This is a genomic window from Azospirillum picis (genome assembly GCF_017876115.1).
Taxonomy (GTDB): Bacteria; Pseudomonadota; Alphaproteobacteria; order Azospirillales; family Azospirillaceae; genus Azospirillum; species Azospirillum picis.
In genome coordinates this window covers 1-22,439 of the sequence record NZ_JAGINO010000026.1, presented here as the reverse complement: position 1 = coordinate 22,439, position 22,439 = coordinate 1, and the positions used below count along the sequence as shown (strand labels likewise).

General features: G+C 69.5%; 19 protein-coding genes. 7 read left to right on the top strand and 12 right to left on the bottom strand.

The genetic code is table 11. The annotated features are described in order from the left end of the window. Positions 1-136 precede the first annotated feature (136 nt). From J2850_RS26560 to deoC, 12 genes are all read right to left on the bottom strand, one after another. Positions 137-2,443 carry a xanthine dehydrogenase family protein molybdopterin-binding subunit gene (locus J2850_RS26560; protein WP_209988893.1) on the bottom strand — a complete coding sequence of 769 codons (2,307 nt, stop codon included), beginning with the start codon at positions 2,441-2,443 and terminating at the stop codon, positions 137-139. Positions 2,444-2,457: 14 nt separating this feature from the next. After that, positions 2,458-2,958 carry a (2Fe-2S)-binding protein gene (locus J2850_RS26555; protein WP_209988891.1) on the bottom strand — a complete coding sequence of 167 codons (501 nt, stop codon included), beginning with the start codon at positions 2,956-2,958 and terminating at the stop codon, positions 2,458-2,460. 397 nt (positions 2,959-3,355) lie between these two features. Beyond that, positions 3,356-4,147 carry a response regulator transcription factor gene (locus J2850_RS26550; protein WP_246513586.1) on the bottom strand — a complete coding sequence of 264 codons (792 nt, stop codon included), beginning with the start codon at positions 4,145-4,147 and terminating at the stop codon, positions 3,356-3,358. Next, a complete protein-coding gene (locus tag J2850_RS26545; RefSeq protein WP_343206898.1) occupies positions 4,144-4,530 on the bottom strand; it encodes a response regulator transcription factor in 387 nt (128 codons plus the stop codon). Before J2850_RS26545 ends, J2850_RS26550 begins: the two co-directional genes overlap by 4 nt. Positions 4,531-4,691: 161 nt before the next feature. After that, positions 4,692-6,332, bottom strand: coding sequence for an FGGY-family carbohydrate kinase (locus J2850_RS26540; RefSeq protein ID WP_209988888.1), 1,641 nt, complete (start codon positions 6,330-6,332; stop codon positions 4,692-4,694). 23 nt (positions 6,333-6,355) lie between these two features. Continuing rightward, positions 6,356-7,279 (bottom strand): ribokinase, encoded by a 924-nt coding sequence (gene rbsK / locus J2850_RS26535; protein ID WP_209988885.1) that lies wholly within the window; start codon positions 7,277-7,279, stop codon positions 6,356-6,358. Between the two features lie 30 nt (positions 7,280-7,309). Further along, a complete protein-coding gene (locus J2850_RS26530; RefSeq protein ID WP_209988881.1) occupies positions 7,310-8,395 on the bottom strand; it encodes an aldose 1-epimerase family protein in 1,086 nt (361 codons plus the stop codon). A gap of 39 nt (positions 8,396-8,434) precedes the next feature. Beyond that, positions 8,435-9,427, bottom strand: a complete 993-nt coding sequence (locus tag J2850_RS26525) for an ABC transporter permease (protein ID WP_209988878.1) — start codon at positions 9,425-9,427, stop codon at positions 8,435-8,437. A gap of 12 nt (positions 9,428-9,439) precedes the next feature. Next, a complete protein-coding gene (locus J2850_RS26520; protein WP_209988875.1) occupies positions 9,440-10,417 on the bottom strand; it encodes an ABC transporter permease in 978 nt (325 codons plus the stop codon). A gap of 11 nt (positions 10,418-10,428) precedes the next feature. After that, entirely contained in the window at positions 10,429-11,931 is a 1,503-nt protein-coding gene (locus J2850_RS26515) for a sugar ABC transporter ATP-binding protein (protein WP_209988872.1), read from the bottom strand. An 85-nt stretch (positions 11,932-12,016) separates the two neighbouring features. Next, positions 12,017-13,063, bottom strand: a complete 1,047-nt coding sequence (locus tag J2850_RS26510) for an autoinducer 2 ABC transporter substrate-binding protein (protein WP_209988869.1) — start codon at positions 13,061-13,063, stop codon at positions 12,017-12,019. A 171-nt stretch (positions 13,064-13,234) separates the two neighbouring features. Beyond that, complete coding sequence (gene deoC, locus J2850_RS26505) at positions 13,235-13,906, bottom strand: deoxyribose-phosphate aldolase (protein ID WP_209988866.1); 672 nt, start codon at positions 13,904-13,906, stop codon at positions 13,235-13,237. 267 nt (positions 13,907-14,173) lie between these two features. Between deoC and J2850_RS26500 the strand changes: the two genes are divergently transcribed. The 7 genes from J2850_RS26500 to J2850_RS26470 all read left to right on the top strand — a co-directional run. Continuing rightward, positions 14,174-14,941, top strand: a complete 768-nt coding sequence (locus J2850_RS26500) for a DeoR/GlpR family DNA-binding transcription regulator (RefSeq protein WP_209988864.1) — start codon at positions 14,174-14,176, stop codon at positions 14,939-14,941. A gap of 154 nt (positions 14,942-15,095) precedes the next feature. After that, entirely contained in the window at positions 15,096-17,045 is a 1,950-nt protein-coding gene (gene atoS, locus J2850_RS26495; RefSeq protein ID WP_209988862.1) for a two-component system sensor histidine kinase AtoS, read from the top strand. Beyond that, positions 17,042-18,466 carry an acetoacetate metabolism transcriptional regulator AtoC gene (gene atoC, locus J2850_RS26490; RefSeq protein WP_209988860.1) on the top strand — a complete coding sequence of 475 codons (1,425 nt, stop codon included), beginning with the start codon at positions 17,042-17,044 and terminating at the stop codon, positions 18,464-18,466. Before atoS ends, atoC begins: the two co-directional genes overlap by 4 nt. Before the next feature lie 401 nt (positions 18,467-18,867). Continuing rightward, the gene (locus J2850_RS26485) at positions 18,868-19,530 is read left to right on the top strand and encodes a CoA transferase subunit A (RefSeq protein ID WP_209988858.1); all 663 of its coding nucleotides are present in this window, start codon (positions 18,868-18,870) and stop codon (positions 19,528-19,530) included. Further along, entirely contained in the window at positions 19,523-20,176 is a 654-nt protein-coding gene (locus J2850_RS26480; protein ID WP_209988856.1) for a 3-oxoacid CoA-transferase subunit B, read from the top strand. Before J2850_RS26485 ends, J2850_RS26480 begins: the two co-directional genes overlap by 8 nt. 82 nt (positions 20,177-20,258) lie before the next feature. Next, positions 20,259-21,632, top strand: a complete 1,374-nt coding sequence (locus J2850_RS26475) for a TIGR00366 family protein (RefSeq protein WP_209988854.1) — start codon at positions 20,259-20,261, stop codon at positions 21,630-21,632. Positions 21,633-21,723: 91 nt separating this feature from the next. After that, the coding region (locus J2850_RS26470; RefSeq protein WP_209988852.1) for an acetyl-CoA C-acyltransferase at positions 21,724-22,439 on the top strand (716 nt) is incomplete at its 3' end.

Below are 22,439 nucleotides of genomic sequence, written 5' to 3'. Positions count from 1 at the left end.
CCGCGGCGCATGCGCCCTGCCGGGGCAGGCGGCCGGAAACGGCGGATAACCGAAGTCTAGGACGCCGCTCACAAGGCGTGAATGTCGGGGAAACAGCTTTTCCGGACATTCTCGCCCTGCGGTGGCGTCCGCGCCCTCAGACCTCGATCCTGGTCTTCGCCAGGGGAAGGCTGCGGATGCGCCGGCCGGTCAACGCCGCCACGGCATTCACCACCGCCGGCGGGACGCCGGGCAGGCCGGGCTCGCCGACGCCGCCCATCGGGGCGCCGCTCTCGACGATCTCCACATGCACCGTGGGCATGGAGCTGCGCGACAGGATCGGGTAGTCGTCGAAATTGTGCGACTGGCGGACTCCGTCCTTGTAGACGAGCTCCTCGAACAGGGTGGCCGACAAGCCCAGCGCGACGGCGGATTCCACCTGCGACCTGACGATGGCCGGGTTGACGATGCTGCCGGGATCGAAGGCGACCCAGACCGTGTGGACCTGCGTCTCGCCGTTGCGCACCGACACCTCGGCGATCGTCGCCGTCTCCGACCCGAAGGGCGAGGCCATGGAGATGCCGCGGGCGCGCCGGGTGCCGTCCACCTCGTACGGCCCGCGTTTCCAGCCGCCGGACATCGTCGCCACGGTCTCCAGCAGCTTGCGGTGGCGTGGCTTGTCCTTCAGCAGTTCCATCCGCAGGGCGTAGGGGTCCTGGCCGCCGGCATCGGCGATCTCGTCCAGGAAGCCCTCGTAGAAGAAGTCGTTCATCGAGTGGCCGACCGAGCGCCAGAAGGCGATGGTGACGGGATGGGGGACCTTCACATATTCCATCGCCCGGTTCGGGATGGCGTAGGGCTTCTCGGTGATGCCCTCCACCGCCGAGCTGTCGACCGGGTCCTTGAACACCGCGCCGAACCAGCGGCCGAGCGGCCCTTCGCCGACCGTGCGCGCCTGGATGGCGGTCGGGCGCCCGTCCGCGCCGATGGCCGCGCGGAAGCGGGTGTAGCTGAGCGGGCGAAGGGCGTCCATGCGGAACTCCTCCTCGCGCGACCACAGCACCTTCACCGGCCGGCCTGTCGCCTTGGCGAGCTGGATCGCCTGGAGGAAGGGGTTGGAGCTGCCATAGAGGAAGTGGCGGCCGAAGAACCCGCCCAGCATCGGCGAATGCAGGATGACCTTGTCGGGGGAGAGCCCCGCCGCCTGCGCCGCCACCGACTGGAACAGCTCCGGCATCTGGTTGGGCGCCCACAGCTCCAGCGTGCCGTCCGGATTGAAGCGCGCCATCGAGGACGGCGGCTCCAGTTGCCCATGGGCCAGGTAGGGGGCCTGATACTCGGCCTCGATCACCTTGGCGGCGCCGGCGACGGCCGTCGCGGCATCGCCCGCCGTCTCCGCCGGAATCCCGGCCTCGGTCGATGCCTTCAGCGCCGCCAGCAGCCCGTCCGAGGCATAGTCGGCGGCCACCGTGTCGAGGCCGGTGGCGGCGGGCGCCGACCAGCTCACCGACAGCGCCTCCACCGCCTTGCGGGCGCGCCACCAGCTATCGGCCGCCACCGCCACCGCGCCCGGCAGCGTATGGACGGAATGGACGCCGGGCATCGCCGCCGCCTCGGCCTTGTTGGCGATCGCCGTCGGCTCCGTGCCCTGGTTGGGCGCATGCTGGACCGCGGCGTAGAGCATGCCGTCCAGCTTCTGGTCGATGGCGTAGACCGCCTTGCCCGTCGACTTGGCGCGCACGTCCAACCGCGCCATCGGCTGGCGGATGTAGCGGAAGACGGCGGGATCGCGCAGCGCCACGTCGTCGCGTGGCGGCAGGGCGAGGGCGGCGGGCGCCAGCTCCCCGTAGGACAGCCGCCGGCCGGAGGCGGCATGGACGACGAAGCCGTCCTCCGTCGACAGGCTCTGCGGCTCGACCGCCATCGTGGCGGCGGCGGCGCGGATCATCATGTCGCGCGCGGTGGCGCCCAGCCGGCGCATCAGCGGGTAGCTCGACCGGGTGGAGAAGCTGCCGCCGGTCATCCGCAGCCCGTTGATCACCGCATAGTCGGGACCCGGCGGCGCGCACTCGACGGTGAAGCGGCGGGGGTCGACGTCCAGCTCCTCGCCGACGATCTGCGCCATCCCGGTGCTGATGCCCTGGCCGCCCTCCACGAAGGGGCTGAGCAGGGTGACGCCGTTGTCGCGGCCGATGACCAGGAAAGCCGGAACGCGGCTGCCCGGCTTGACGGCTGCGGCGGAAGCGGTGGCGGAAGCGGCCTGTGCCCGGGCCGGCATGGCCGGCAGCAGGGCGCCCAGCACCAGCGCGCCCGCGCCGAAGCCCAGGAAGCCGCGGCGCGACAGGTTGGAGACCCCGTCGGCCGTCATCAGCGCGGCTGCCGCCCGCGCGTCGATCCGCGGCTGGAGGGGGTGCGTGCCGTCGGCCGGTGACGGGACCGGTGGAAGGGTGAGCAGGCGGTCCATGATGCGTCCTCCCCTCAGCCGGCGGCCTGGCGGATGGCGGCGGCGATGCGGTTGTAGGTCCCGCAGCGGCACAGGTTGGTCATCGCGTCGGCGATGTCCGTGTCGGTCGGCTTGGGCGTCTGCTTCAGCAGCGCGGTCGCCGCCATCACCTGTCCCGACTGGCAGTAGCCGCATTGCGGCACCTGCGCGGCGACCCAGGCATCCACCACCCTGCGGCCGACGGGGTCCTCCTCGATGGCGTCGATGGTGCGGATGTCGGCGCTCCCGACGCTCTCCACCGGCACCTGGCACGACCGGGTGGCGGTGCCGTCGATCATCACGGTGCAGGCGCCGCACTGCGCGATGCCGCAGCCGTATTTCGTCCCGGTCAGGCCCAGCGTGTCGCGCAGGACCCAGAGCAGCGGCGTGTCGGCATCGACCGCCACCTGATAGGCGCGCCCGTTGACGTGGATTGTGGTCATGACGGTCTCCATCGGCGGATCCCATCGGCGGATCCGGATTGTGCTGGCCCACATTCTCGCCCCGCTTCCCGCGTGGCCGCATCCATCTCTAGGTATTAAGGACAAGACGCCAAGCGGGTACGGAATGACCGGAAAAGGCCGGAGACGGCCAATCGAGACAAGGCGGCCGTCCTCCTAAAATCTTCCGATGGACGGCGGAGAATAGGGCGTCACGACGACCCGGCAAGTCGGGTGGGCGCGGAAGCATCCTCAAAGGTGGAGCTTCGGTACCTTGGCCTGTTCGAGATTCCCCCGACCTCTATCCTGTGCGAGGAGTGGTCCGGGGTGAGGCGCACCGCCGCAAGGTGTTGGCCGGCGGCGTGACGGACCTCGACCGCCTCCCCCGCATCGCGGGATCGGGAGACCGTCCCGCGGGACCGCCTCTGGGGCTGCCGGTCAACCCGGCCGGCAATCAGCCGGCGGCGCCGTAGCGGGTGACGGTCTGTTCGCGCACGCCCAGGATCTCGGCCATGCGGACGAGGTCGGCCAGGGACTGGGCGTTCATCTTGCGCATCAGGTTGCCGCGGTGGATCTTCACCGTGACCTCGCTCAACTCCAGTTTTCCCGCCACCTGCTTGTTCATCAGCCCGGCGGTGACCAGGGCCATGACATCGCGCTCGCGCGGGGTCAGCTTGGCATAGAGCGCGCGCGCCGTGTCGTCCTGGCGGCGTTCGACGCGGTGCCGGCGATCCCTCTCCACCGCCTCGGCGACGGCCAGCAGAACCTCCTCCTCGGCGAAGGGCTTGGTCAGGAAATCGACGGCACCGGCCTTCATGCCGCGCACCGTCATCTGGACGTCGCCCTGGCCGGTCATCAGCACCACCGGGACCGCGACGGAACGATCGTGCAGCGCCTGCTGGACCTCCAGCCCGTCGGTGCCGTCCAGATAGACGTCCAGCATCAGGCAGGCGGCGTCGGCCGCCTCCCCGCAGGCCAGGAATTCCTCCGCGTCGGCGAAGGCGAGCACGCGGTAGCCGGCGGACCGCAGCAGGCTTTCCATCGCGCTGCGCACCTCGGCGTCGTCATCGATGATGCAGACCAGGACAGGAGCGCCGCCGTCGGTCATGGTTTCCTCCGCCACCCCCGTTTTCCGCTGGCCGGACCGGTCGGCCGGACCATCGTAGCCGGGCCACGCCGTGCCGGCAAAGCCTGCGGCGTCGTATCCCCCGACGGAGGAGGGGCTGCGGTGGGGTTGGCGGATCATGCGTCGCAATCCCGTTGTCTGGTCTTGAGGGCGTCCTCGATCAGGGCGAGCAGGCTTGCCGGATCGAGCGGCTTTGTCACGAAGGCGCAGGCGCCCAGTGCGAGCGAGCGGCTGCGGATGGCGGGTGTGGCAAAGGCGGTCATCATGATCACCGGATGGTCGCGGCCCTGACGCAGCAACTCCGCCTGCAGGCTCAACCCGTCCATGCCCGGCAGGGTCAGGTCGGTGATCAGGCAGCCGGCGTCGCCCCGGTAGGCGATGAAGTCCTCGGCCGAAGGGAAGGTGCGGACCTCCATCCCGACGGCCCGCAGGAAATTGTCGAGGCTTTCGCGGATGCCGTCGTCGTCATCGACGACGCAAATGATCGGAACGCTTTGCACCACATCTTACTCCGGCCGCCACCCCGCGCATCAACCACCTCCGTCGCGAGCATCGTATTTCAACAACTCCGGCGGGATGCGCCATTCATACCTGCGTATGGGTTGACTGCCAGCGGCGGCACCTCCGGTCCGGTCATCGTCCATGGGGTCCGTCGGCCGGCCCGTCAGCCGGTTTGGCCCATCATCGCCCGGTAAGCCATCTGGTCGTCGTGAAGGCGCAGGAAGACGGCGTATTTGGCGTCATGGTAGGCGCGCAGCCGGCCGTCCGCCGGCGCGATGCTGCGCCCGGCCCGGCTCATGCCGGCCATGCCGGCGGCGACGTCAGGGAACAGGCCGGCTGCGACGGCACCCAGCACGGCGGAGCCCAGCAGGACCGCCTCCGGCTCCTCCGGCAGGACCAGGGTGCAGCCGGTGGCGTCGGCGTGCGCCTCCAGGAACACCGGGTTCTTGGTGCCGCCGCCGCAGGCGAGGATGGTGTCGATGGCATAGCCCCGCCCGTTCATCGCTGCGACGATGTGCCGGGTGCCATAGGCCACCGCCTGCACCGTCGCCAGGTAGAGCAGCGCCAGATCCTCCACCCCGTCGGACAGGCGCAGCCCGCTGACGGCACCGCGCAGGCTGGCGTCCGCCCGTGGCGAGCGGTTGCCGTGGAAGTCCGGCAGCACATGCAGGTCGCGGGTCAGCATCGCCATCGGCCCGCCGCTGCGCTCCGCCAGCCTTGCCAGTTCGTCGTTCAGCAGTTGATAGACGGTGGTGCCGGTCCGCTGCGCCTCGACCGCGAGGCCGGCATGGCGGGGATGGCCCTGCACCACATGGTCGATCAGCGCCCCGGTCGCCGACTGCCCGCCCTCGTTCAGCCACAGCCCCGGCAGCATGGCGGAATGGTAGGGTCCCCAGACGCCGGGGATGAAGCGCGGTGCACCGGGGCTCATCACCATGTGGCAGCTCGACGTGCCGCCGATCAGCGCCAGACGCCGGTCGAAATCGACAGGCCCCGTTGCCTCCAGCGGCACCCCGATCACCCCGATCCCGCCGGCATGGGCATCGATCAGCGAGGTGCCGACGGCGATCCCCGGCGTCAGGCCAAGCTCGCGCGCCGCCTCGGCGGTCAGCCCGCCGGCGACGGCGCTGCCGACCTCCCCGACGTCGGTGCCGATGCGGGCATGCCCCTCATCGACCAGATCGACGAGCCCGATGGCGCGGAGATAGGAATCGTCCCAGCGCCCCTCATGCCCCAGATAGGTCCATTTGCACACCAGCGAGCACAGCGACCGCCGCGCCGAGCCGGTCGCCCGCCAGGTCAGGAAGTCCGGCAGGTCGAAGAAATGGGCGGCCCGGCTCCAGCTCTGCGGCAGTTTCTCCTTCAGCCACAGCAGCTTCGGCGTCTGCATCTCCGGCGAAAGCCGGCCGCCGACATAGCGCAGCACCTCGTGACCGCCGGCATTGATGCGGTCGGTCTGGTCGATGGCGCGGTGGTCCATCCAGACGATGACGTTGCGGGCATCGTCGCCTTCGGGATCGATGGTCACCGGCCGGCCGGCGGCGTCCAGCACCACCAGCGAACAGGTGGCGTCGAAGCCGATGCCGACCACCTCCGGCTTTTCGCCGCAGGCCGCCAGCGCCTCTTGCACCGCGGCGCAGACGGCGGCCCAGATGTCGTCGGAGGATTGCTCGGCCCAGTCCGGATCGGGCTTCCACATCCGGATCGGGCGGGAGGCGGCGGCCAGCCGTTGGCCGGCAAGGTCGAAGATGCCGGCGCGGGCGCTGCCGGTCCCCACATCCACCCCGATCACGGCGCGCGTCATGGCATTTCCTCCTCGAAGGCGGGTCACAGGCTGGCGCAGAAGGCCTCGAACGCCTCGTGGGTGGCGTAGGATTTCTGGGTGCCCGGCCGGGTGATGCTGTCGGCGGCATAGCGCACGGCCATGCGCAGCGCCGCGTCCAGGTCGCGGTTCTCGACATAGTAGCGCGCGAAGCTGCCGATGAAGGCGTCGCCGGCCCCGGTGGTGTCGACCGGCGTCACCCGCACCGGCTCGATCCGCCGCGTCTCCTCGCCCTTGGTCACCAGCAGGGCGCCACGGGCGCCCAGCGTGACGATGACCGTGCGGATGCCGCGGCCGATCAGCGACCGCGCCGCCGTCTCGGCCTCCGCCTCCGATGTCACCGGAAGCCCGGAAATGGTCGCCAGCTCCGTCTGGTTCGGCACCAGGAAGGTGACCTGCTCGATCCGCTTGGGATCGAGGTCGGTGGGGGCGGGGGCCGGGTTCAGCAGGGTCTCGATGCCGTGGCGGGCGCCGAAGGCGATGGTGTGGTAGATGGTCTCCAGCGGGACCTCAAGCTGCATGACGATCAGGTCGCAGCCCTTCAGGTCCTCCGCCGCGCGGTCGACGTCGGCCGGCGACAGCAGGGCGTTGGCGCCCTTGATGATCAGGATGCTGTTCTCGCCCGACGGCTCGACGAAGATCGGGGCGACGCCGCTGGAGGTGCCGGGCACCCGCTCGACATGGCGGGTGTCGATGCCGGACTCCTCGAAGTTGCGGATGGTGTTGTCGGCGAAGACGTCGTCGCCGACCTTGGTGACCATCATCACCTCCGCACCCAGCCGGGCGGCGGCGATGGCCTGGTTGGCGCCCTTGCCGCCGCAGCCCATCTCGAAGCGCGGCGCCTCGATGGTTTCGCCGGGGCCGGGCATGCGGGCGGTGTAGGTGATCAGGTCGACCATGTTGCTGCCGACCACGGCGATCTTGCCCATCTTCGGTTCCTCCTCTCACAGCGCCCTGAATTACAGCGCCCGGATGGCGCATTCCTCGGCTTCCGCCTCGTCGGCGGTCAGGTAGCCCAGCCGAACGGAAAAGCGCCGGGTCTCGCCGCCCGCCAGCGTCTGGACGTTGCCCTTCGCGGCCTCCGCGACAAAACCCTCTGGCTCGCAGGTGGAGGGCAGGGCGAAGGCGCAGACCTTCTGGTCGCTGTTGACCAGCACCCAGCGCACCGTCTTGGGGAATTCCCGCGTGCTGTAGGCGATGTGGAAGGCGTCGCCCTCGCGCCGCCGCATCATCACCGCCGTGCCGCCCTCCTCGTCGGTGCGCAGGCCGCGGATGTAGAAGACCTGTTCCGGGTCGTAGCGTCCGGGCTCGTCCAGCACCTCCATCACCGCCGGATCGCGGGCGAGGTCGGCCAGCAGCGCGTCATAGGCCAGGCTGCGCGGCACATGGGCCGGCACCGCCGTGCGCACCGCCGTCGCCTCCGGCGTGAAGGGGGCGGGCTGGACGATGCGCGCACCCTCGGCGAAGGCGAAGTTGACGTGGCACATGTACATCAGGTCCATGGCGGCACCCGACAGGTTTTCCACCGCCATCGTGATGTCGAACAGGGCGGCGCCGGGGCGCAGCACCACGCGCGGGCGGGCGACGTAATGGGCGCCGAAGCCCATCACGTATTCGCGCCGGCCGGTCACCGCCATATAGGGGCCTTCCTCGTCCTCCCCCACCTCCAGCCCGGCCGCGTCCATCGGCGCGCAGGGCATCTCGCCATGCAGCAGGTGGCTGTCCTGCGGGCCGGGGCAGCCGTTGCGCAGCAGCCCGGAGTGGAAGGCGAAGCAGCCATAGGTCCCGACGATCTCGGTGGCCGGCCGCGGCATGTCGAACATGTTCGCCATGGTCAGGTCGACGCCGTCGAACACGGCGTCCCACACCATCTGGCCGTAATAGGGCAGCACCACCAGATGGCCGCGCCGGTTGGACAGCCGCACCGCCTCAATCCCGCTGTCGTAGCGGAACAGGCTGGCGGTCATGCCGTGCGCCTCGGCGACCGGGCGCTCGGCCTCGCCGAAGAAGCTCTTGCGGAAATGGATGGCGGTTCGGACGCTCATGGGATTTGTCCCCCGAAGACGCAGGCCAACCGAAGCGGGCTAGCGGGTGCGGTTCTTGTAGGCGTTGAGGGCGATGACCAGCAGCAGGAAGGCGCCCCAGATGAAGTCGATCAGGTGGTTGGAGAAGCGCAGGATCTGGAAGCCGCTCGACAGCAGCATCAGCGCCGCCACTGCGATGGTGATGCCCAGAACCGTGCCGCGCCCGCCCGCCGGGTTGGTGCCGCCCAGCACGGCGATCAGCACCGCCTGCAACAGGTAGGAGTTGCCGTAATCCGACTTCGCCGCATTGGTCCGCCCCGACAGGATGATGCCGGCGACCGAGGCCAGCACGCCGGTCAGCATGTAGCTGTAGAGCACCATCCGCTCGCGCTTCAGCCCGGCGAACAGCGCCGCCTTCGGGTTGGTGCCGATCAGCATCAGGTTGATGCCCAGCGCGGTGCGGCTCAGCACGAAGGCGATCAGGACGGCGATCACCGCGAACAGCACGAAGGGCGTCGCCAGCCCGAGGATCTTGCCGTTGCCGAGGAAGGCCCAGGCGGTGGGAAAGCCGACGATGGCCGGCCCGCCGGTCAGCACGATGGCGAGCCCGGTGAAGACCTGCCCCGTCCCCAACGTCGCCAGGATCGGCGTGATGCCGAGCCGCGTGATCAGCAGCCCGTTGACCGTCCCTGCCACCAATCCGGTGCCGAGCGCGATCACCCCGCCCAGCAGGACGGTCAGGATGCCGGTGTCGGCGATGCCGGCGGCACCCGCCATCTTGTGGAACAGCACGCCGGCCAGGATGCCCGACAGGTTGGCGACCCCCACCACCGACAGGTCGATGCCGCCGGTCAGCATGGCGATCATCATCGCGATGGAGAGCAGCCCCAACTCGGGGAAGATGTAGGTGATCGATTCGAAGTTGTAGTAGCGCAGGAACTTGTCGGGGCTGAGCGCCGTCATCACGGCGAAGATCAGCACCGTCATCACCAGAAGCTGGACGATGTTGTTGTCGCGGTTGACCAGGCTGCGGATGTTCATTTGGGCTTTCATGCTCCCGCCTCCTCACGCCGCCCGGCGGCGGTCGCGCCACGCCGACAGGGCGGTCGCGGCGATGACGATCAGACCCACGACGACGAGCTGCCAGGTGGTGTCCACGCGCATGATGATCAGGCTGTTCTTGACCATCACCAGCATGAAGACGCCGAGCATGGTGCCGAGCACGCTGCCCCGCCCGCCGAAGATCGACGCGCCGCCCAGCACCACCGCGGCGATGACGTCCAGCTCCAGCCCGACGAAGTCGCGCGGGTTGGCCAGCCAGATCATGCCGCTGTGCAGGAGGCCGGCGAAGCCGGCCAGCGCCCCGGCGACGCAGTAGATGAAGAAGATGGTCTTGCGCAGGTCGAAGCCGGCGCGCCGTGCCGCCTCGGGATCGCCGCCCAGCGCATAGGCGCTGCGGCCGATCATGGTGTGGCGCAGCACCAGGTGCATGGCCAGCGCGAGCCCGAGATAGATCAGCACCATCGCCGTCAGGCCGTAGGTGGTGCCGTCGGGCTTGGCGACGGTCACCACGTCGGTGCGGGCGAACTCGATCAGTGCCGTCGGCATCTTGTTGATGTTGATCATGCTGGTGCCGACCACGCCCAGCAGGAAACCGCGCACCATCGCGCTGGTGCCCAGCGTCACGATCAGCGGGATCATGCGGAACTTGTAGACGAAGAAGCCGTTCACCGCGCCGAACGCCAGCCCCATGATCGTGGCGGCCAGCAGCGGCAGGACGACGCCGTTGTACCCCAGCGCCAGCATGCCCTTGATCGTCAGGTACATGGCGGCGACGGCGAAGGCCGGGAACGACACGTCGATGCCGCCTGAGATCAGCACCAGCAGCACGCCCATCGCCATGATGCCGATGATGACGTTGCTGCGCATCAGGCTGAACAGGTTGTCGAGCTGCCAGAAGGCGGGGTTGATCGTGCCGATGAGGACCATGGCGAGCAGCAGGATGCCCGCGATGACCGTTTCCGACCGGCGGAGCAGGGCCATCGGTTCCTCCCTCAGGTAAAGGTCTTGAGCCGGTCGCTGACCGTCTCTTCGGTGACGGCGGCGGCGGGCAGATCCTCGATGAAGCGCCCGCGGTGCATCAGCACGATGCGGTTGCAGTTCTGCACCAGCTCCAGCACGTCGTCGGAGATCATCAGGACGGCGAGGCCGTGATGCTGCGCCAGCTCCCGGATCTTGGCGTGGATCTCCGCCTTCGACCCGACGTCGACGCCGACGGTCGGGCCGTTGAGGATCAGCACGCGGGCGTCGGTCAGCAGCCAGCGGGCCAGCACCACGCGCTGCTGGTTGCCGCCCGAAAGCTGCATCACCGGCTTCTCGGCGGTCGGCGTGGCGATCTGCATGGCGCGGACCATGCCCTGCGTCATCTCCTCCGCTTGGCTGCGGTCGATCACCAGCTTGCGAGCCAGCCTTTCATAGGAGGTGGCGAGCATGTTGCGCTTGATGCTCTGCGGCAGGAACAGCCCTTCGGTCAGCCGGTCCTCGGGCACATAGGCGATGCCGGCGTCGATGGCCTCCTGGGTCGTGCGCAGCCGCACCGGCGCGCCGTCGATCAGGATTTCGCCCTCATACCGCGGGACCATGCCGAACAGGGCCAAGGCCAGATCGGTGCGGCCGGAGCCGAGCAGCCCGGACAGTCCGACGATCTCGCCCGGCCGTATGGCCAGATCCAGCCCCTCGCACTTGCCGGGCACCGTCAGGCCGCGGATCTCCAGCCGGGGCGCCGGCGCCCGTCCGGGCGGCGGGTTCCAGGCATAGGGTTCGTTGAGGATGTCGCCGCCGGTCATGTGGCGGGTGATCAGCGCCTCGTCGAAGTCGCCGGTCGGCCCCTCCGCCACCTTGCGGCCGTTGCGGATGACGGTGATGCGCTCGCTGATCTCCAGCATCTCGCGCATCTTGTGGCTGACGAACAGGATGGCGATGCCGCGCGCCTGGATGTCGCGGACGATGCGGAACAGCGTCTCGACCTCCTTGCGGGTCAGGGCGGTGGTCGGCTCGTCCATGATGATCAGACGGGCGTCGGACATCAGCGCGCGGGCGATGGCGACCAACTGCTTGCCGGCGGTCGGCAGCGACGCCACCTCCGCATCGAGATCCAGCTCCACCCCCAGCCGGTCGACCGCCTCGCGGGCGATGGCGCGGGTACGCCGCCAGTTCATCAGGCGCCGCTTCTCACCGAGATGGACGTTCATCGCCAGGTTCTCGGCGACCGTCAGGTTCCCGAACAGCGAGAAGTCCTGGTAGATGACCTGGACGCCGTGGGCGATCGCCTCGATCGGCGTCATCGCCGGTATCGGCCTGCCGTCGATCAGGATCTCGCCGCCGTCCGGCTGGTAGACGCCGGACATGATCTTGATGACCGTGGATTTGCCCGACCCGTTCTCGCCGGCCAGGCAATGGATCTCGCCGGGCTTGATGACCAGCGACATGGCGTCCAGTGCGACGACGCCGGAAAACACCTTCCGGATGCCGCGAAGCTCGATGAAACCGTCCGACATGTCCTCCGCCCGGCGGTTCGAGGGTAGGGATGAAGACGCGGGCGCCGGCGCCCGGACAGGGTCGCCGGCGCCCGCCTTCAGATCATCAGAAGTCGTAGGCGTCCATGTTTTCCTTGGTCACGCCGACCCAGCCCTGGCCGTACAGCAGGTTGGCCTTGGCACCCTGCGGCGTGGTCAGGGCGGTGTAGCCCGGCAGGCCCAGGTTCAGGCCGGCCTTGATCTGGTCCTTCTTGCCGTCCAGCGCCATCACCGCCAGCATGTTCATGGCATAGCCGGCGACCGCCGGATCCCAGAACTGGATGTACTGGATGTCGCCCTGGGCGAGGTACTGGCCGGCCACCGACACCAGCCCGGTGCCGGAGAAGAACAGCTTGCCCTTCAGGCCGCGTTCCGCCACCAGGCGGCCGGCGCCGGCCGAGGTCGGCATCGGACCGCCGAGCACGCCCTTCAGGTCGGGATAGGTGGTCAGGACTTCCTTCAGCTTGTTGTAGTCGGTGTTGGCGTCGTCATAGGTCTCCAGACGGTTGGTCACCATCTGCATCTTCGGGAAATGTTCCTTCTGATAGGCGACGGCGCCGTCGATCCACTCGTTCTGCGACTTCGAGGTCAGGCTGCCGACGGTGCAGACATACTTGCCTTCGCCGCCCATCGACTTGCCCAGCACTTCCATCAGCTTGGCGCCGTAGGCGAAGTTGTCGAAGGCCTCCAGCACATAGTCGGCGCTCTGGATGTTCGACGCCTCGTGCGCGATCACCACGATGCCGCGGTCGCGCGCCTTCTTCAGAACCGGCTCGACCGCCTCGACCGAGAAGGGGACGATGGTGATGGCGTCGACGCCCTGGGCGATCAGGTTCTCGACCAGTTGGACCTGCGCCGCGGCGTCGGCCTGGCTCGGGCCGACCATCCAGGTGTCGTGGCCGGTGTCGGCGGCGAACTGCTTCACGCCGTCGCGCATGCGGTCGAACCAGGCGATGCCGTCGACCTTCACCACGGTGGCGATGGTGTATTTCTTCTTGGTGGCGTCCGACTTCAGCGCCTTGACGGCATCCGGCGTCGGCACCGGGTCGGCGGCCATCGCCGGTCCGGCGACCAGCGAGGCGGCGACGATGAGCGAAGACAGAAGCTTCTTCATGTTGGCGTGACTCCCATGGCAGGCGTTGTGCGCCGCCGGCCAGCCGGCGGCGCGGGGGCGTTCGCCACCCCTTTTCCGCATCGTTCCGTTTTTCAGCGATGCCGCGCCGGGCGGGACGGACGGAACACCCGCCTGGCCGGCGCGATGGTCGGCGTGGACGGCCGGCGGCCGTCAGCCGCCGACGATGGCCACGCTGGCGCTGGCGCCGATGCGCGATGCGCCGGCCGCGATCATGCGGCGGGCATCCTCGGTCGTCCGCACGCCGCCCGACGCCTTGACACCCATGGCGTCCCCGACGGTGCGGCGCATCAGCGCCACGTCCTCGGCTGTGGCGCCTGCGCCGGCGAAGCCGGTGGAGGTCTTGACGAAATCGGCGCCGGCCTCCTGCGACAGCCGGCAGGCCAGCACCTTTTCCTCGTCGGTGAGCAGGCAGGTCTCGATGATGACCTTCAGCAGCGCGTCGCCGCAGGCCCGCTTGACCGCGGCGATGTCGTCGCGCACGGCGGCCGTCTCGCCCGCCTTCAGCAGGCCGATCGGGATCACCATGTCGACCTCGCGGGCGCCGTGGCGGACCACCCACTCGGCGGAAGCCGTCTTGATCGCCGTCGGATCGGCGCCGAAGGGGAAACAGATCACGGCGCAGGGCGCCACCGGCGTGCCGGCCAGCCGTTCTGACACCAGCGGGATGGAGAGGGGGTTGACGCAGACCGCCTTGAAGGCGTGCGCGCGCGCCTCGTCGCACAGCCGCTCGACCTCGGCAGGCTGGGCGTCCGGGCGCAGCAGGGTGTGGTCGATGAACGCAGCCAGGTCGGCCGACGCCTGCGGGGCTCTGGGAACAGCCATCTTGATCCTCCCGGGGAAACCCTTTCTGCCGGGTCTCTCCTCGTTGTCGCCGGATGTTAACATCCTAACATTTTGTGAAAGGATAGTTCCATGCGCTGCGACGGTGTGTCAAGATCAATGCATGCGCTTGTGAGATTGGCCACGGCGATGCCGTCGAGGGTGATGCGCCAACGGGGTTAAACCGTCCGTGCGCCGCCATGCCGGGCCTGGAGGCGCCGGGCTTGGAGGCGTGGTTTTGCCGGAACCGAAGCGATGCGGGATGCGGGCATGTCGATGAGAAGGGCGGAGCGTCTGAACCGGCTGCAAAGCGCCCTGGATGCCGGGGGCTACCTGCGCCTGAAGGATGCCGCGCGGCTTCTGGGAGTCTCCGAGATGACGGTGCGGCGCGACATGGCGTCCTGCGGCGGGCGTTTCGCCTATCTCGGCGGCTACATCGCCGGCGGCGTGGAGAGCGCCAGCGGCATGGGTTATCTCCTCGACCGCGAGCAGGACGCCCATATCGAGATGAAGCGCGCCGCCGGCGAGGCGGCGGCCACCCTGGTGAAGCCGGGCGAGACGGTGTTCATCGACTGCGGCACCACGACGACACATCTGGCCAGCCGCATTCCTCCCGACAGCCAGCTCACCGTGGTCTGCTACGCCATGAACATCGCCGAGATCGTCTGCAAGAAGCCGGGCGTGCGCGTGGTCATGCTTGGCGGGCTCTACCACGCCTCCTCGGCCTCCTTCTCCAGTCCGGAGTCGCTGGAGATGCTGCGCGGCATCGGCATCAACACCGCCTTCATCTCGGCCGGCGGCGTGCACGAGTCGCTCGGGATAAGCTGCTCCAACTTCCACGAGGTGGAGATCAAGCAGACCGCCATCGCCAACGCGGTGACCAAGGCGCTGGTGGTCGACACCAGCAAGTTCGACCAGGTCAAGCCGGCCTTCTTCGCCAAGCTCGACAGCTTCGGCCTCCTGTGCTGCGACCACGGCCTCGATGCGGCGCGGGCCGAGCGCCTCTCGGCGGGCGGCCTGCGCATCGTGACGGGCTGAAGCCCGCCCTTGTCGCCGTGGGCCGCGCCCGCGCCTCACCCGCGCCCCACTGCCGCAGGCCGGCAGGCGGCGCTTGCATCCGCCGCTCCGGCGGTGACTCTGCTATCGCCCCGGCGCCCTCGCGGATGGCGCCCTTGCCGACGGAGTGGGTGTCATGCCTCGCCAGGACCGCCAGCCCTCGGGCTGGATTCCCCTGAACCGGTCCCCCTTGCATTGGGCGCCGGTGGCCTGGCTTCGCGGCTTCCTGCCGAATACCCTGCGCGGCAAGCTGTTCCTGGTTTCCCTGGCGGTGGTCTCCCTGCCGATCTCGCTGACCGGCTATCTCCTGGAACGGGAGGGGCGCCAGGCGCTGGTCCAGGAGAAGACCGAAAAGCTGTTCGGCCTGACCCGGCTGCTGGACGCCCATCTCGGTCCGGGCTTCGACGCCCTCCTGGCGGAGGCCGGCACCGGTGCCGAAGGCGCCCATACTGATGGCACCGGCAACGATGGAAACGGCGCCGGCCGCGCTGCCGCGATCCGCATCCTGTCGGAGCGGCTGACCCCCTTTACCGACCTCGTCGCCGCCGCCAATCCGGGGGTCGGGGTCGGCTATTACAGCCGGGCGCTCGACGCCATCATCACCTATGGGCCGAGCCGCGACTACAGCGCCACCGTCGGCACCAGCATCCCGCCCGAGCATCCCGGCTGGCATGTGCTCGAAAGCGGCAGGCGCGCGGTCGAGAGCGGCCGGCAGGTGCGAGGGCTCATCCTGAACGCGATGCTGCCGATCGTCCGCGACGGCGGCGTGATCGGCTACATCTGGGCCAACGAGCTGTCCGACGACGTCGAGCGGCAGGCGGCGGCGATGGACCGCGCGGTGCTCACCGTCAGCCTCGCCGGCATCCTGCTCGGGCTGCTGCTGTCCCATACCCTGTCGCGCGGGGTCGGCCGCGACATCCGGGGGATCATCGACGGGCTGATCCGCATGCGCAGCGATCTCGGCCATGCGATCCGCCCGCCGCCGGGCGAGGTCGGCGAGATCGCGGTCGAGGTCAACGGCATGGCCCGCGCCCTGCTGGACGCCCAGTCGCTGACCGAGAACATCCTGCACAGCATCGCCGACGGGGTGATCGCGGTCGACTGGACCGGGCAGGTCACGGCGGTCAACCCGGCGGCCGAGGCGATGATCGGGGTGAAGGCCGCCGAGGTGATCGGCAGGCCCTATGCGTCGCTGTTCAAGGCCGACGGGCAGTTCGCCAGCCCGCTGCTGGACACGCTCAGGACCGGGCAGCCGCACATCGGCGTGACGCTGGATTTCCCCGGCACCCGGCAGACCCTGCACCTCAACGTCTCCAGCAGCCTGCTGCGCAACAGCCGCGGCGAGGCGATCGGGGCGGTGGTGGTGCTGAAGGATCTGACCGAACAGCAGCGGCTGCGGACGCAGATCATGCGGGCCGACCGGCTGGCGGCGCTGGGCGAGCTGGTCGCCGGGCTCGCCCACGAGGTGCGCAACCCGCTGACCTCGATCCGCGGCTTCATGCAGTTCCTGGAGACGTCGGACGACGTCCGGGAATGGCAGCGCTATGCCCCGCTGATCGTGCGGCAGGTCGACAGCCTGAACCGGCTGGTCACCGAACTGCTGGAGTTCGGCCGCCCCCGGCCGCCGACCATCCGGCCGGTCCAGCTCAACGACCTGATCCGCGAGGTGTCCCTGCTGGCCGGCCGCAAGTCGAGCGCGCGGATCACCCTGGCGCTCGCCGCCGACCTGCCGCGGGCGGAGGCCGACGGCGAGGCGCTGAAGCAGGTGGTGCTGAACCTGATCATCAACGCCACCCAGGCGACCACGGAAACCGGCGTCATCACGATTTCCACCGCCGCCGTGGACGGGCGCGAGGCGGTGGTGGCCGTCACCGACGACGGCGAGGGCATCGCGCCGGAGAATCTCGACAAGGTGTTCGATCCCTTCTTCTCGACCAAGCCCAACGGCACCGGCTTGGGGCTGGCGATGGCGCACCGGATCGTGGATGCTCACCACGGCACCATCACCATCGCCAGCACGCCCGGCGCCGGCACCACGGTGACGCTGCGGATTCCCTTCCTTCACAGCCGGACGGCCGAGACATGACGACCCGACTTCCCGCCGCGACGGCCCTAGTGGTGGACGACGACGAGGGGATCCGCCAGATGCTCGCCGCCGTGCTGACGCGCGAGGGGCTGGCGGTGGCCACCGCGGCGGACGGGGTGGAGGCGGTCGCCGCCTTCGCCGCGCAGCGGCCGGCGGTGGTGCTGATGGACATCCGCATGCCGCGGATGTCCGGCCTGCAGGCGCTGGCGGAGATCCGCAGGCTCGACCGCTCGACCGCGGTGATCCTGATGACCGCCTTCGCCGAGGTGGGAACCGCCGTCCAGGCGATCAGGGACGGCGCCTTCGACTACGTCATCAAGCCCTTCGACATCGCGGAAATCCTGCTGCTGGTCGGGCGCGCCCTCCAGATGCGGACGATGCGCGACGACATCGCGGCCCTGCATCGCGAGCTGTCCAGCAGCTACCGGACCGACCGCATCCTGACCGCCAGCCCGCGCATGGCCGAGCTGCTGCAGACCATCGCCAAGGTCGCCAAGAGCACCGCCACCGTGCTGGTCACCGGCGAGAGCGGCACCGGCAAGGAGCTTGTGGCGGCGGCCATCCACTACAACAGCCCGCGCAGCGCCGGCCCCTTCGTCAAGGTCAACTGCGCCGCGGTGCCGGAAGGGCTCCTGGAAAGCGAGTTCTTCGGCCACGAGAAGGGCGCCTTCACCGGCGCTCAGGCCCGGCGCCGAGGCCGGTTCGAGCAGGCCGAGCACGGCACGCTGTTCCTCGACGAGATCGGCGACATCTCGCCCGGCCTCCAGGTCAAGCTGCTGCGCGTGCTCCAGGAGCGCGAGTTCGAGCGAGTCGGCGGCACCGAGCTGGTGCGCACCGACGTGCGCGTCATCGTCGCCACCAACCGCAACCTGGAGGAGATGGTCCGCCAGGGGCTGTTCCGCCAGGACCTCTACTTCCGCCTCAACGTCGTGACGCTGAGGACGGTGCCGCTGCGCGAGCGGCCGGAGGATGTCCGCCTGCTCGCCAGCCATTTCCTGCAGCGCTTCGCGGCGGAGAACCGCATCGAGGTCGCCGGCATCGACGAGCAGGCGATGGAGCGTCTGCTGGCCTACCGCTGGCCGGGCAACATCCGCGAGCTGTCGAACGCCATGGAGCGCGCGGTGGTGATGAGCACCGGCACCATGATCGTCGCGGAGGACCTGCCGGAGCAGATCGCCGGCGCGCCGGGCGGGGCGGGCGGCAAGGAGAGGGACGGCGACGACGCGGAACCGGCCGGCGGGGCGTCCGCGGACACCCCGCCGGCCGGCGGCGGCCTGCGCGAGCAGGTCAGCCGGTTCGAGGCCCGCGTGGTGGCCGAGGCGCTGGCCCGCAACGACGGCAACCGCATGCGGACGGCGCAGGACCTTGGCATCAGCCGCCGTTCGCTGCTCTACAAGCTCCAGGAATACGGCATCTCCTGACCGTACCGGCGGGGGCCGGCCGCTGCGCAAGAATTTGCGCAGCACGCACAAAGTTGCGCACCGGTCATGGCCGGCGGGAGCCGGCCGGGCCGGGCCGGCACGGCGGCGGGGCAGTCGGATCCTTGGTTTTCCGGTCCCTCCCCCGAATGGCGGGGTTTGGCATACCCCTTGCGTATGTGTGGGTAGGCCGGCCGGCCCGAGGGCCCCACCGCGATGGCGTGGACGCTCCGGGTCCTCCGGTCGCAGCGCTGCGAAACCAACGCTTCGAAACCAAGAATGAGCGCCGGGCTCGTCCCGCCGGCCTGCCGGCGGCATCGGACGGATCCGCGCCCGCGGGGTTGCCGTCGTGACCTGGAGGAGGCTCCGGTCCGTGGCGCCCCGACGTCCAAGGGAGACGTCGAATGAGTAAAGTGCGAAAGCTGGAAGAGGCCGTCGCGATGATTCCCGACGGCGCGGTCCTGATGATCGGGGGCTTCATGGGGGTCGGTACGCCGCCCCACCTGATCGACGAACTGCTGCGGCAGGGCAAGCGCGACCTGACGGTCATCGCCAACGACACCGCCCGCCCGACCGTGGGGATCGGCCGGCTGGTGTCGGCGAAGGTGGTGCGCAAGGTGATCGCCAGCCACATCGGCACCAATTCCGAGACCCAGCGGCAGATGATCGCCGGCGAGACGGTGGTCGAGCTGGTGCCGCAGGGGACCCTGGCGGAGCGGGTGCGCGCCGGCGGCTTCGGGCTGGGCGGCGTGCTGACGCCCACCGGCGTGGGAACGGTGGTCGAGGACGGCAAGCAGCGCATCGAGCTGGACGGCAAGGTCTACCTGCTGGAAACCGCGCTGAAGGCCGACGTGGCGCTGATCGCCGCCAAGCGCGCCGACTATCTGGGGAACCTCGAATACGCGCTGACGGCGCGCAACTTCAACCCGCTGATGGCGATGGCCGCCGAGCTGGTGATCGCCGAGGCCGAGGACATCGTGCCGGTCGGCGTCATCCCGCCCGACAGCGTCGTCACCCCGAACGTGCTGGTCGACTGCCTGGTCGCCAAGGAGCGCCGCCATGGATGAGAAAACCCTGATCGCCAAGCGCGTGGCGCTGGAGCTGCAGGCGGGCAACCTGGTCAATCTCGGCATCGGCCTGCCCACCATGGTCGCCGCCCATCTGCCGGCCGGCGTCAACGTCTTCTTCCAGTCGGAGAACGGCATCGTCGGCATGGCGCCGGTGCCCGAGGCGGGGGCGGAGAACGAGGATCTGAGCGATGCCGGCGGCAGCCCGATCGGCGCCGTTCCGGGCGCCGCCTCCTTCGACAGCGCGATGTCCTTCGGCCTGATCCGCGGCGGCCACCTCGACGTGACCGTGCTCGGCGGCCTGCAGGTCGACGAGGAGGGCCGGCTCGCCAACTGGATGGTCCCCGGCAAGATGGTGCCCGGCATGGGCGGTGCGATGGACCTGGTCTCCGGCGCCAAGCGGGTGATCGTCGCCATGCAGCACAGCGCCAAGGGCACGCCCAAGATCGTCAAGCGCTGCGAGCTGCCGCTGACCTCGGTGCGGCGCGTCGACCTGATCGTCACCGAGCTGGCCGTGATCGAGCCGACCGACAAGGGGCTGGTCCTCAAGGAGGTGGCGCCCGGCGTCTCGGTGGCCGACGTGCAGGCCCTAACCGGTGCCGAGCTGATCGTGCCCGCCACCGTGCCGACCATGCCGATCGCCTGACGTCCCAACCATGGGCATGGGGGAGACCGCCCGCGTCGCCAGCCCACACGGGCGGCGCCTTCCCCCGTGCCGGAGACCCGCCATGAGCGTCACCACTGCTCCCGGGCCGGCGCCGGACGCCGGCTCCCGCTTCAACCCGATCACCCCGATTTCCCGGGCGCTGACCTGGCTGGTCAGCCGCTACCTGCCCGACCCCCTGATCTTCGCCATCCTGCTGACCGTGCTGACCTTCGGCTTCGCCTGGTGGCTGACGCCGAGCGGCCCGGTCGACCTGGTGCGGATGTGGGGCAACGGCTTCTGGAACCTGCTGGCCTTCTCGATGCAGATGGCCCTGGTCCTGGTCACCGGCCACGCGCTGGCCAGTTCCGAGCCGGTCCGCAACGTCATGGGCCGCGTGGCCTCGATCGCCAAGACGCCGGCCCAGGGCGTCATGCTGGTCTGCTTCGCCGCCGCCGTCACCAACGTCATCAACTGGGGCTTCGGCCTCGTCGTCGGCGCGATGTTCGCCCGCGAAGTGGCGCGCCGCGTCCCCAAATCCGACTACCGACTGCTGATCGCCTCGGCCTACATCGGCTTCATGACGTGGCATGGCGGCTTCTCGGCCTCGGTGCCGCTGGTCGCCGCGACCAAGGGCAACCCGATGGAGAAGACGGTCGGCCTGATCCCGATCGCCGACACCATCTTCACCACCTACAACATCGGCATCACGCTGGCCCTGATCGTCGTGCTGCCGCTGATCTGCCGGATGATGCATCCGAAGCCGAGCGAGGTGGTGGCGGTCGACCCGGCGCTGCTGAAGCCGGAGCCCTCGACCAAGCGCGTGCTCGGCCCCGACGCCAGCCCGGCCGAAAAGCTGGAGGAGAGCCGCGTCCTCGGCTTCGTCGTCGCGGCACTCGGCATCGGCTACCTGTTCCTGCACTTCCAGGCCAAGGGCTTCGACCTGAACATCAACACGGTCAACCTGATCATGCTGGTGGCCGGACTGATCCTGCACGGCACGCCGATGGCCTATGCCCGCGCCGTCGCCAACGCCGCCCGCGGCACCGCCGGCATCATGGTCCAGTTTCCCTTCTATGCCGGCATCCAGATCATGATGGAGCATTCCGGCCTGGGCGGGCTGATCACCAACCTGTTCGTCGACATTGCCAACAAGGAGACCTTCCCGGTCCTGGCCTTCCTGTCGTCGGGGCTGATCAACTTCGCGGTGCCGTCGGGCGGCGGCCACTGGGTGGTCCAGGGTCCGTTCATCATGCCGGCCGCCCAGCAGCTCGGCGTCGACCTCGGCAAGGCGGCGATGGCCATCGCCTACGGCGAGGAGTGGATGAACATGGCGCAGCCCTTCTGGGCGCTGCCGGCGCTCGCCATCGCCGGGCTCGGGGTGCGCGACATCATGGGCTACTGCGCGACCGCGCTGGTCATCACGCTGCCGATCTTCCTGATAGGCCTCTACCTCTGAGCCTTTCCAAACCACCGGCCGCCGCAGCCCGCCTCAGGGGCGCGGCGGCCGGCCCATCCGTCAAGAACCAACCGTTCCGGAGAAGTCCTCCATGACCGAGATCGTCATCGCCGGTGCGGCCCGCACCGCCATCGGCAGCTTCAACGGGTCGCTTTCGGCGGTCCCCGCCCACGAGCTCGGCGCCGCCGTGATCCGCGAGGCGCTGTCGCGCGCCCACACCGACGCCGCCGAGGTGTCGGAGGTGATCCTGGGCCAGGTGCTGACCGCCGGCCAGGGCCAGAACCCGGCCCGCCAGGCGGCGATCGCCGCCGGCATTCCGGCTGAAAAGACCGCCTTCGGCATCAACCAGGTCTGCGGCTCCGGCCTGCGCTCCGTCGCACTCGGCTGGCAGGCCATCCGCACCGGCGACGCGGAGGTGATGGTGGTCGGCGGCCAGGAGAACATGAGCCTGTCGCCCCACCTCATGCATCTGCGCAACGGCACCAAGATGGGCACGGCCGAGATGCTGGACAGCATGATCAAGGACGGGCTGTGGGAGGCCTTCCACGGCTACCACATGGGCGTCACCGCCGAGAATGTCGCCCGCGCCTGGAACCTCGACCGCGAGCGGCAGGACCTCTTCGCGCTGGCCTCGCAGCAGAAGGCGGAAGCCGCCCAGAAGGCCGGCCGCTTCAAGGACGAGATCGTTCCGGTCACCATCAAGGGCCGGAAAGGCGACACCGTCGTCGAGGCCGACGAGTATCCCAAGCACGGCACCACCATCGAGGCTCTGGCCAAGCTGCGCCCGGCCTTCGCCAAGGACGGCAC

What these genes read in the sequence shown, in the direction of transcription:
- J2850_RS26560 (WP_209988893.1), bottom strand. Translation starts at nt 2,443, where the DNA reads ATGGACCGCCTGCTCACCCTTCCACCGGTCCCGTCACCGGCCGACGGC.
- J2850_RS26555 (WP_209988891.1), bottom strand. Translation starts at nt 2,958, where the DNA reads ATGTGGGCCAGCACAATCCGGATCCGCCGATGGGATCCGCCGATGGAG.
- J2850_RS26550 (WP_246513586.1), bottom strand. Translation starts at nt 4,147, where the DNA reads ATGATCCGCCAACCCCACCGCAGCCCCTCCTCCGTCGGGGGATACGAC.
- J2850_RS26540 (WP_209988888.1), bottom strand. Translation starts at nt 6,332, where the DNA reads ATGACGCGCGCCGTGATCGGGGTGGATGTGGGGACCGGCAGCGCCCGC.
- rbsK (WP_209988885.1), bottom strand. Translation starts at nt 7,279, where the DNA reads ATGGGCAAGATCGCCGTGGTCGGCAGCAACATGGTCGACCTGATCACC.
- J2850_RS26530 (WP_209988881.1), bottom strand. Translation starts at nt 8,395, where the DNA reads ATGAGCGTCCGAACCGCCATCCATTTCCGCAAGAGCTTCTTCGGCGAG.
- J2850_RS26525 (WP_209988878.1), bottom strand. Translation starts at nt 9,427, where the DNA reads ATGAAAGCCCAAATGAACATCCGCAGCCTGGTCAACCGCGACAACAAC.
- J2850_RS26520 (WP_209988875.1), bottom strand. Translation starts at nt 10,417, where the DNA reads ATGGCCCTGCTCCGCCGGTCGGAAACGGTCATCGCGGGCATCCTGCTG.
- J2850_RS26515 (WP_209988872.1), bottom strand. Translation starts at nt 11,931, where the DNA reads ATGTCGGACGGTTTCATCGAGCTTCGCGGCATCCGGAAGGTGTTTTCC.
- J2850_RS26510 (WP_209988869.1), bottom strand. Translation starts at nt 13,063, where the DNA reads ATGAAGAAGCTTCTGTCTTCGCTCATCGTCGCCGCCTCGCTGGTCGCC.
- deoC (WP_209988866.1), bottom strand. Translation starts at nt 13,906, where the DNA reads ATGGCTGTTCCCAGAGCCCCGCAGGCGTCGGCCGACCTGGCTGCGTTC.
- J2850_RS26500 (WP_209988864.1), top strand. Translation starts at nt 14,174, where the DNA reads ATGTCGATGAGAAGGGCGGAGCGTCTGAACCGGCTGCAAAGCGCCCTG.
- atoS (WP_209988862.1), top strand. Translation starts at nt 15,096, where the DNA reads ATGCCTCGCCAGGACCGCCAGCCCTCGGGCTGGATTCCCCTGAACCGG.
- atoC (WP_209988860.1), top strand. Translation starts at nt 17,042, where the DNA reads ATGACGACCCGACTTCCCGCCGCGACGGCCCTAGTGGTGGACGACGAC.
- J2850_RS26485 (WP_209988858.1), top strand. Translation starts at nt 18,868, where the DNA reads ATGAGTAAAGTGCGAAAGCTGGAAGAGGCCGTCGCGATGATTCCCGAC.
- J2850_RS26480 (WP_209988856.1), top strand. Translation starts at nt 19,523, where the DNA reads ATGGATGAGAAAACCCTGATCGCCAAGCGCGTGGCGCTGGAGCTGCAG.
- J2850_RS26475 (WP_209988854.1), top strand. Translation starts at nt 20,259, where the DNA reads ATGAGCGTCACCACTGCTCCCGGGCCGGCGCCGGACGCCGGCTCCCGC.